Source organism: Streptomyces sp. CBMA156, assembly GCF_014596515.1.
Taxonomy (GTDB): Bacteria; Actinomycetota; Actinomycetes; order Streptomycetales; family Streptomycetaceae; genus Kitasatospora.
Genome location: NZ_MSJQ01000211.1, coordinates 1 through 10,183, shown reverse-complemented (window position 1 = coordinate 10,183; position 10,183 = coordinate 1). Strand labels below are relative to the sequence as shown.

Sequence of the window (10,183 nt, the reverse complement as noted above, 5' to 3'; positions counted from 1 at the left end):
GGGGTGCTGGCCGCGCTGCCGGCCAACGACCGCGAGCGGGCGACCCAGACCGTCGGCGCCGACCTGCGGCTGTCCGGGGTGCCCGGCGCGCCGCCCGAGCGGCAGGCCGCGCTGGCCGCCCTGCCGGGAGTGACCGGCCTGACCCCGGTGGCCGAGCAGACCGCCTTCGTGGGCAGCGCGGTGGTCAGGACCGTCGCCCTCGACACCACGGGTGCCATGGCCACCGGACAACTGCCCGCCCTGCGCCAGGACCAGGCCGACCGCCCGGCCCCCGAGCTGCTGGCCGCACTGACCGCCGTACCCGTCCAGGGGCTCCCGGTGCCGGGCGGGCCGACCGCCCTGGAGGTGACCGTCCAGGCCACCGCCGGCCTGCCCCTCCCCGCCCCCGGACTGCGACTGACCCTCCGGTTCCAGGACTCCCGCGGGCTGGCCGACCAGGTCACCGCCCCGCTGCCGGCCGACGGCAGCCCGCACACCGTGACCCTGGACCTCCCCGGCAGCGACCGGCGGGCCCTCCCGCTGACGCTCACCGGGCTCGACGTCCGGTTCCCCGTACAGCTGGTCGCCCGCACCACCGTCGACCTGCGGGTGTCGGGCATCGCCGCCGTCACCGGCGGGCAGCGGACCGGCCTCGCGCTCCCGCCGGGCCAGCAGTGGTCCCCCGCAGGCACGGTCCTCCCCAAACCGGTCGATCTCCGCTGCCCCGACACCGTGCCCACCCGGGACACCCAGCTCACCGACGATTCCGGGGCCTGCTCCTGGGAGAGCGGCGGCTCCGCGCTGCTGCACGCGGTGCTGTCGTCCCAGGAGCCCGACCGACCGGACGGGAGCGGCGCGGACCTCGCCTTCGCGGTGGTGTTCGAGGCCGGCCCCGGAGGCACGACCGGCGGACGGCCGTCCCCGGTGCTCCCCGCGGTCGCCGACCGCGCCCTGCTCGACGCGGTGAACGCCAAGGTCGGCGACACCCTGCGGATCGACTGGGAGCGCGACGGGAAGAGCACCCAGCGGGTCCGGATCACCGGGGAGATCGCCGCCCTGCCGGGCTACGGCAAGACTCCGGGCAACCTCCTGCTGGACCTGCGCACCCTCGTCCAGACCCGCGCCGCGGCCGGGATGGCGCCGCCCGCGGTGGCCCGCTGGTGGCTGGCGAGCAGCGACCCGGCGGCCACCTGGGCCGCGGTCGACGGGCACGGCGAGTTCGGCCGGGCGGAGAGCGTCACGCAGGTCGCCGTGGCCCTGGCGGACGACCCGTTCCGGACCGGACTGCGCGGCGCCTGGCTGCTGGTCGTGGTCACCGCACCGTTCTTCGCGGTGACCGCCCTGGTCCTGCACACGGTGAGCGCGGCCAGGACCAGGCAACGGGAGTTCGCGGTGCTGCGCGCCCTGGGCGTGCGACGCCGCGAACTGACCAGGCTGCTGCGCGCGGAACAGCTGGCGGTGACCGCGCCGCCCGTCCTGCTCGGCGCCCTGCTGGGGCTGCTGCTGGCGGCCCTGCTGCTGCCGTTCACCGTGCTGGACGACAGCGCGGCGCCGCTCTTCCCGGCCCTGGACGACGCCCCCGGCCGGCCCGCCGCCGCGCTCACGGCGCTGGCGAGCGGCCTGCTGCTGGCCCTGGCCGTGCTGGTCCTCACCCGGCTGCTGGCCCGGGTGGACCTGGTCCGGGCCCTGCGCGCGGGGGAGGACGGATGAGCCGGGCCGACGGCCCGACGGGGCACGGCCCCGCACCGGACGCCACGCGAGGACGGACCTTCCGACGGGGGAGCCCCACATGCTGACACTGCGCCTGATCCGGCGCGAGGCCCGGATCGCCTGGCCGGTCGCGGCCGTGCTCGCGCTGCTCGCCGTGCTGCTCACGGCGATCCCGCTGAGCTGGCCGCCGCGGTTCGACCGGCTGGCGGCCGGCTCGTTCGCCGACCGGGTGACCGCCGCGCAGGAGCCCGGAGCGCTGCTCTCGGTCGACACCGTCACCACGAAGGCGATCTGGCTGGGGACATCACCTCCCGGTGCGCTCGACCGCGGCCTGGACCGGATCGGCGCCACGCTGCGCGGCACCGTCACCCCGCCGCTGGCCGCCACCCTCGGCACGCCGCAGGTCCGGGTGTCCACCGAGCCCGCGGGCGCGACGGGGCCGGGGGTGACCACCGCGTACAGCGGAGCCCCGGGGATCAGCCTGGTCCACGCCCGGCCCGACGCCTCCAGCGGCCCGGTCGAGTACGTCCAGGGCAGGGCGCCGGACCAGCCGCCGCCGTCGAAGGACTCGTCCGCGAAGCGGGCACCGATCGAGGTCGCGGCCTCCGAAGCGGTCATGAACAAGGTCGGCCTGACGCTCGGGCAGCAGTTCGAGCTGAAGAGCAAGGGGTGGAGTGCCCCGATGGTCCTGGTCGGGGTCTTCCGCACCGACCACGGCGCCCGCCCGCTCTGGCAGCGGTTCCCGATGCTGGTCGAGCCCTGGGTCGTGCCGGGGATGACCGGCGCCGAGCTGTACGCCCAGCTGCTGACCAGCGCCGGCGGGATCGAGCAGACGACCGACGAGGCGCCGCTCCACGTGTCCTGGGACCTGCCGGTGACGGTCGACCGCACCGGCCCGGCCGCCACCCCGGCGGGGCTCGCCGAACTGCGCTCCGGACTGGCCGGGTTGCGGTCCACCGGCCTGGACCGGCTGTGCGGGGAACAGGTGGTGAAGGACTGCACGCTGCTCGACCACATGGTGGCCGGGGTCACCGTCACCGACCGTCTCACCCCTGAGCTGGAGGCGTTCGCCGCCCAGCGCGGGCGCACCGAACAGCTCCAGGGCTTCGCGCTCGCCGGACTGCTCGCCATCGTGGTGGCCACCGCCGTCGCCGCGGCGCGGCTCGGTGCCCGCCGCCGGGCCGGCGCCTTCGCGCTCCAGCTCTCCCGGGGCGCCCGGCTGTCCGGGATCGCGGGCCGCCTGCTGGCGGAGGCCGCGGTGGCGGTCGGCGCCGGCATGGCGGTGGGCTGGGTGATCGGGTGGGCGCTCACGCCACCGGGCGCCGGCCCGGGATCACCGGTGCCGGTGCTGGTCGCCGGTGTACTGGTCTGGTGCGCGCCGGCCGCGGTGCTGCTCGCCTCGGCCGGGCAGGCCCGCCCGGTGCGGCGCACGCGCCGGATCGTCCTGGAAGCCCTGGTGCTGCTGCTGGCCGGGGCCGGACTGTTCGCCCTGCGGACCCGCGGGACCTTCGCCGGCTCCGGCATCGACCTCCAACTCTCCCTGACACCCGTGCTGTTGGCGGTGGTCACGGTGCTGCTCCTGCTCCGTCTGCTGCCGCCGGTGCTGCTCCGGGCCACCCACTGGGCACGTCGCTCGCGCGGTCTGGTCCCACTGGTGGCGCTCGCCCGGGCCGGTGCGCACAGCGGCGCGGCCGCGCTCGCCCTGCTGGTGCTGGTGCTGGCCACGGGGTACGGGGTGTTCGGCGGGATGGTCACCCGCACCGTCGCGGACAGCCGCGCGCAGACCGCCGAGTGGCGCACCGGCGGGGCGGCGGCCGCCCTGGTCGGCCCGCGCGACCGGCTGTCCGGCGACCTGTCGAAGATCCCCACCGTCGGCCACCGGGTGACCGTCAACGGCGTGACCGCGGAGATCACCGCGCAGGAGGACGGCACCCGCACCCCCGGTGCCCAACTGGTCGGGCTGGACGCCGCCGCACTGGGCGCCGCCGAGCCGTCCTCCCCGGTCGCCCGCGCCCTCCTGGCCGCCGACGGGGCGGACGCGCCGGTCGAGCGGACCGGCGAGGGCGGCAGCATCCCGGTGCTCACCGCGCTGGCCGACCCCGACCTCGCCGCCCGCTTCCCCGACGCCGTCTTCGAGGTCTCCGCGCCGGGTGTCGGCCGCAGCCTGGTCCGCGTCGTCGGCGCCCTGCCCGAGGAGGCACTGCGCGACCCGGTGCTCGGGCCGGTGCTCGGCAGCGGGCCGCGCACCGGGCCGCTGCTGCTGCTCGGCGGCCGGTCCGGGCAGCAGTTGCCCGCACAGAACCGCCACGCGTCCGCCGTCCTGTTCTACCCGGTGGCCGGCGGCCCGCCACTGGACCCGGCCGCGGTGCGGGCCGGCGCCGCGGCGCAGCTCGCCCCCGGCGGCGACACCTGGGGCTCGGTGGAGTTCCGCGACCCGGCCACCGAGCTCGACCTGCTGCGCGGCGACGGACTCGTCCGCTCGGTCGGACTCGCCTTCCAGGTCACCACCGGGATCGGCCTGCTGCTCGCGCTCGGCGCGTTCGCCCTCGACCTGCTGCTCAGCGCGACCGAGCGGGCCCGCACCTCCTCGTACCTGCGGACCCTGGGCACCGGCAGCCGCGCGGTGTTCGGACTTCAGGTGCTGCAACTGCTGCCGGTGCTGCTGGCCGCGGCGGCCGGTGGCACCGCGCTGGGCCTGCTGCTGCCCGGCGCGCTCGGCCCCGCCCTGCGGCTGAGGGCACTCACCGGCGGGCCGTTCGAGCCCGCCACACACATCGACTGGACGATCACCGTGGGGCTCGGCCTCGCGGTGGCCGTGCTGGTGTCGGCGGCCGCCGCACTGGAGGCGGCGATCAGCCGCCGCCGCGGCCTGGGCGCCGTGCTACGACTGGGGGAGGCGTTGTGACCGACCGTCCGACCGAACGACCTGCGGCGGGGACCGGAAGCGGGGGCGCGACCGGCGTCGCCGGGGCCGCGACGGCGACCGGAACCGCGACGGCGTCCGGAGCCGCGACCGGCCGGCCGATGGTGGCCTGCGAGAGCCTGGTACGGATCTACCGCACCGGCGCGGTCGCCCGCGGCGGGGTTGAGGTGCAGGCCCTCCAGGGGCTCGACCTGACCGTCCGGGAGGGCGAACTGCTCGCCCTGGTCGGCGCCTCGGGATCCGGCAAGTCCACCCTGCTCGGCATCCTGGCCGGCCAGGACACCCCCAGCGCCGGCACCGCCGTGGTGGACGGCACCGACCTGGGCGCACTCAAGCGCCGCGAGCGCACCGCCTACCGGCGCCGGACGGTCGGGGTGATCCAGCAGCAGACCGCGAGCAACCTGCTGCCCTACCTGACGGCCCGCGAGAACGTGCAGCTGCCGATGGGCTACACCGGCGTGCCGCGCCGCGAGCGCGCCGCCCGGGCGCTGGAGCTGCTCGACCTGATGGGCATCGCCCACGCCGCCGACCGCACCCCGGCCGGGCTCTCCGGCGGCGAACAGCAGCGGGTCGCCATCGCCGTCGCCCTGTCCAACCGGCCCCGGCTGCTGCTCGCCGACGAGCCCACCGGCGAACTGGACACCGCCACCTCGGAGGAGGTCTTCGCCGCGCTGCGCACCGCCAACAGCGAGCTGGGCACCACCGTGCTGATCGTCACCCACGACGCCCTGGTGGCCGACCAGGTCCGGCGTACGGTGCGGATCCGCGACGGGCGGACCTCCACCGAGGTGCTGCGCCGCACCGCCGCCACGGGCGCGGAGGGCGCTACCGCCGCCGAGGAGTACACCGTGCTGGACCGGGTCGGCCGGCTCCAGCTGCCGCGCGAGTTCACCGAGTCGCTGGGCCTGGCGGACCGCGTTCGGCTGGTCCTGGAACGCGACCACATCACCGTGTGGCCTGACCGGGACCGCCCGGCGGCGGGCGGCCGGGAGGAGGAGAGCGCTGGCTGAGCCGGTGCGCGCCGGCCTTGCCGCGAACTCCTCCTCCTTCTCCTCCGGGGGGCCTGGTGCTGAGCCGGTGCGGCCGGGGAGCCGCTACCCGAGGTAGGCGCGGTAGGCGCTGACCCAGCCGCCGATGCTGCTGTAGCCCGAGGCGTCGATGGTGATCGACCCTCCGGTGCAGTCGAAGTTGTCCCACAGTTCCACCCGGTCGCCGCCCTCGGTGCGGGCGGAGCGGATCTTGTCGTTCCAGTTGTCGCCGACGTACGTGCACTGCCCCTGGGTGTTGGAGAACCAGGTGTCCGCGCCCGTGAAGTGGGTGTCGGTGAAGGCGTGGAAGCTCGGGTTGCGGGCGAGGTCGCCGCCGGCGGCGGCGGGGGAGGCCGAGGGGGTGAGGGGCTGGGCGGAGGAGGAGGGGGCGACGAGCACGGTGGCGGTGAGGACCGCGGCCGTGAGCAGCATCCTGCGGACGATGGCCATGACGTCTCCTTCGGTCGGACACGGCCGGGCGAAAGGGCCGGGGAGGAGCGGAGCGCTTTCCGGTGCTCCGGCCCCGTCGGCACCTTCACTCGGCGGGCAGCTCAGGATTACCCGCGATGGCGGCGGATAGCTGCGTATGCGAAGAAATGGCGGAAACAGGTGCCGGATCCACGGCTTGGAGGGATTCCGCGGGACGCCGGGCCCCGTTCGGGGTTCGCGCGTGGATTCGAATGACGTGACCGGGCCGGAGCGGTGGTCCTGGTGGGGCGCCTGGGGTCGCCCGGAGCGACAGTCCGTTCGATGACGGAGGGCCGCTCCTGGCGTTTCGGCGGCGACCGCACCGATGTTCACCCGCCGGATCCGGTCGCACCCGATCGGATGCGGGTCGGACGCCGGTCGGACGCAGGTCGGTGCGGGGCCCCGTTCATCACCCATTGACCGTACGTCGACGCACAGTTGGTGATATTGATTGCCTGACCACGGACAACCGGAACACCGACGAGAGGGAACACCCCTTGACGGCTCACCACCGGCGCGGTGCCCGCGTCCGGACGCTGCCAGCGCTGGCGGCGGCCCTGTGCACGATCATCGGCGCCACCGCGCTCGGCACCACCCCGGCAGCCGCCGCGGACACCCGGCACCCGGTCTACGCCATCGCGCACCGGGTCGACACCCTGGACGGCGTGGACGCCGCGATCAACCACGGCGCCAACGCCATCGAGATCGACGTCTGCTCCTGGTGGAACCCGAACGAGTGGCGCGCCTACCACGACTGTTCCTCCGCCGGCGACAACCGGCTCGGCCCCGGCCTCGACAGCATGCTCGACCGCATCCTCGCCAACGCCAACGCGGGGCGCCGGCTGTCGCTGGTCTGGCTGGACATCAAGGACCCCAACTACTGCGGCGAGGAACCGAACCGCACGTGCAGCGTCGCAGGACTGCGCGACAAGGCGCAGCGGCTGACGGCGGCCGGCATCCAGGTGCTCTACGGCTTCTACGAGTACCACGGCGGCAGCACCCCGGACGTCGGCGGCCGCGGCTGGAAGAGCCTGGAGGGCAGGCTCGGCCCGCTGGAGGGCATCACCACCACCGGCACCCGCAACCAGGCGCAGGGTGCCTTCGACCGTTCAGGCTCCGGCTTCCCGGCCGGCCACCGGGCGATGGACTACGGCGACAGCGACATCACCAAGGGCTTCGGCAACTGCACCGAGGCCACCTACAACACCTGCGCGGAACTGAAGAAGGGAGCCGCGGACCGCGCCGCCGGGCGGCTCGCGGCCACCTTCTCCTGGACGACCGCCTACAACGACCCGTGGTACGTCGACAAGCTGCTCGGCGACGCCCGGGTGGACGGCATCATCGCCGGCTACGGCGCCTTCACCGGCGTGCGCGAGTACGACAACGGCTGGCAGTGCGCCAACGCCGTCAACCTCGTCAAGGACTGGGTGAACCGCCACGGTGTCACCCACCGGATGGCCACCAGCGGCGACCGCCTGTTCCGGTAGCCGAGCGGCCCCTGAGGCACTCCTGGGGGCAGAGGCCCCGGGAGTGATCCTCAAGTAGCAGACCGGAAGGGGAAGTTCAGCGGGGATGGGCCGGTACCCAGGGTGGATGCGCCCGTCAGGCCGGCACGGCTAGCGTCCCCGCGACGGCCTGCCGAACACCCGAGGGGAACCACCGTGATCCGCGCCGCCAAGCCCGCCGCCGCCCTGTCCGCCCTGGCCCTGACCGTCCTCACCGCGCTCGCCCTGGGAGCGGCCGCGGCCACTACGGCGTACGGAGACGCGCGCTCCACCGCGTACGGCGGCACGGCCACCACCGACGACGACGGCGCGGCCACCACCGCGAACGGCGCCGACCCGCTCGCCGCGCTGCGCCACCAGCAGCCCGCCTGGCACCCCTGCCGCACCGGCCCGGAGGACAGCGCCGGCGCCGAACTCGACGCTGCCGGCGCCCACTGCACCGAGATCACCGTCCCGCTCGACTACCGCCACCCGGACGGCCGGACCCTCAGCGTCGCCCTCTCCCGGCTGCCCGCCGCCGACCCCGCCCACCGTCTGGGCACCCTCCTCTACAACCCCGGCGGCCCCGGCGTCCCCGCCCGCCACCTCGCCCTCGCCCTGCGCCAGGCCTCGCCCGCCCTCGGCGCCCGCTACGACATCGTCGGCATGGACCCGCGCTTCGTCGGTGCCAGCACCCCGCTCGACTGCGGCTGGCCCGGCAGCGGCCCCGGCTCGGCCGGGCCCACCCGCGTGACCTTCGACCGGTCCGCCGAACTCGCCAAGGACCTGGCCACCCGCTGCGCGCCGTACCGAGCCATGCTGCCGCACGCCTCCACCCGCAACACCGCTCGGGACACGGACCTGGTGCGCGGCGTCCTCGGCGAGCCGACGATCGCCTACCTCGGTTCCTCCTACGGCAGTTACCTCGGCGAGGTCTACCTCCAGATGTTCCCCGAGCGCGTCGGCCGGGCGGTGCTCGACGCCGCCCTGGACCCGGACCGCTTCGGCCCCGACCTGACCGCCACCCAGGGCCCCGCGATGGATGCCGCCCTCACGGCCTGGGCGGGCTGGGCGGCCGGCCACGACGACCGGCACCACCTGGGCGCCACCACCGCCGAGGTGCTGACCGCCGTCGAGCGCCTGCGCCTGGCCGCCGAGCGCGCCCCGCTGGCGGTGGGCACCCACCGGGTCGACGCCCGCGCCCTGCCGCAGGTGCTGTGGACGGTGTCGGCCGGCGACGACAGCGCCGTCTACACCGAGTTCGCCGACCTGGTGCGCGTCCTGCTCGACGCCGCCGAGGGCCGCACGGCAGACCCGACCGCGCTGCTGGAGGCCGTGCTGACCGGCCTGGAGGCCCCCGACACGGGCGGTGCCGCCGCCGTGCAGAACGCGATCATGTGCGTGGACCGCGCGGCCTCGAGCGATCCGCTCGCCTACTACCGCGACGTCCAGGCCCACCGCACCGACGAGCCGCTGTTCGGCCCGCTCACCCGCAACCTCACGCCCTGCACCTTCTGGCCCGCCCAGCCCGCCGAACCGCCCACCCGGGTGCGCAACGCGGTGCCGGTCCTGCTGGTCGGCGCCGACGGCGACCCGGCCGCCACCTACCCCGGCCAGCTCTCCGCCCACCGCGCCCTGACCGGCTCCCGCCTGGTGACGCTCCGGGGCGCCTTCCACCACACCGCCTACGCGGGTCTGTTCGCGCCCCGCGACGCCTGCGTGGACGCCGCCGTCGACCACTACCTCCTGGACGGCGTCCTCCCGGCCCAGGACGCCGACTGCCCCGCCACCCGGCCGTGACCGGCGCCGCCCGGCCCTGACGTGGTCGCCCCTGACGTGGCCGCCCCGGTTCGGGAGCCGGCGCCGTTCATGCTGGGCATTTGTCTCGGGGCCCGTGGGGGAGTACTGTCTCCCAGTCGCTCGACTGGGAGCACCGGACACGCGTCAGCGCGGACGGTCCCGGGGCGGCCAATCCTCTGGAACCCACACTTCCCGGCTCGGGCCGGGGCGGTCCTGTCATGTGCAGGTGCGGCCCGGTCTGTATTCGGTGTGTTCGTTTTATCGGATTGCAGCCGGATTCGCTTTCCGAAGCGGTGACCGGCTAGAGTTTGAAACGTCGGACAGGGCGCCAAGCGCTGGAAGACACCGGCAAGTCGGAAGCGAAAAGCCCCGGTAAACGGAGCGGAAAGCGTCTGATAAGCTGGGAACACGAAAGAACGAAGCCCGGAGGGCCTGCTGGAAGGCAGTCCGAAGGAAGCGTCCGTTCCTTGAGAACTCAACAGCGTGCCAAAAGTCAACGCCAGATATGTTGACATCCCCGGCCTCAGGTTTCCTGGGGTTGGAGATTCCTTTTGAAACAAACACTAGCGAGGACGCAGTGCGCGGGACCGCCCTATTCCGGTGGTTGCCGTGCCGCTCAACGCGAGTGTGGACCCGGCGCTTTTAATTAAGCACTGTCGGGAAGACATTCACGGAGAGTTTGATCCTGGCTCAGGACGAACGCTGGCGGCGTGCTTAACACATGCAAGTCGAACGGTGAAGCCCTTCGGGGTGGATCAGTGGCGAACGGGTGAGTAACACGTGGGCAATCT

General features: G+C 74.6%; 6 protein-coding genes and 1 rRNA gene. 6 read left to right on the top strand and 1 reads right to left on the bottom strand.

Features of this window, described 5'->3' with window-relative positions; translation table 11 throughout:
• From BU198_RS17425 to BU198_RS17415, 3 genes are all read left to right on the top strand, one after another.
• Positions 1–1,689: FtsX-like permease family protein (locus tag BU198_RS17425; RefSeq protein WP_188297773.1), on the top strand; the 1,689-nt coding region annotated here is incomplete at its 5' end.
• A 79-nt stretch (positions 1,690–1,768) separates the two neighbouring features.
• Complete coding sequence (locus tag BU198_RS17420) at positions 1,769–4,594, top strand: hypothetical protein (RefSeq protein ID WP_188297772.1); 2,826 nt, start codon at positions 1,769–1,771, stop codon at positions 4,592–4,594.
• Positions 4,595–4,713: 119 nt separating this feature from the next.
• Positions 4,714–5,622, top strand: a complete 909-nt coding sequence (locus tag BU198_RS17415) for an ABC transporter ATP-binding protein (RefSeq protein WP_188297775.1) — start codon at positions 4,714–4,716, stop codon at positions 5,620–5,622.
• Between the two features lie 84 nt (positions 5,623–5,706).
• Here BU198_RS17415 and BU198_RS17410 read toward each other — a convergent pair whose 3' ends face one another.
• Positions 5,707–6,090, bottom strand: coding sequence for a peptidase inhibitor family I36 protein (locus tag BU198_RS17410; RefSeq protein WP_188297771.1), 384 nt, complete (start codon positions 6,088–6,090; stop codon positions 5,707–5,709).
• 515 nt (positions 6,091–6,605) lie between these two features.
• On the opposite strand from BU198_RS17410, the gene BU198_RS17405 reads away from it, so the two are divergent.
• The 3 genes from BU198_RS17405 to BU198_RS17395 all read left to right on the top strand — a co-directional run.
• Entirely contained in the window at positions 6,606–7,595 is a 990-nt protein-coding gene (locus tag BU198_RS17405; RefSeq protein WP_188297770.1) for a phospholipase, read from the top strand.
• 174 nt (positions 7,596–7,769) lie between these two features.
• On the top strand, positions 7,770–9,392 hold the full coding sequence (locus BU198_RS17400; RefSeq protein ID WP_317620170.1) for an alpha/beta hydrolase: 1,623 nt from the start codon (positions 7,770–7,772) through the stop codon (positions 9,390–9,392).
• 667 nt (positions 9,393–10,059) lie between these two features.
• Positions 10,060–10,183 (top strand): 16S ribosomal RNA (locus tag BU198_RS17395); the annotation flags it as partial.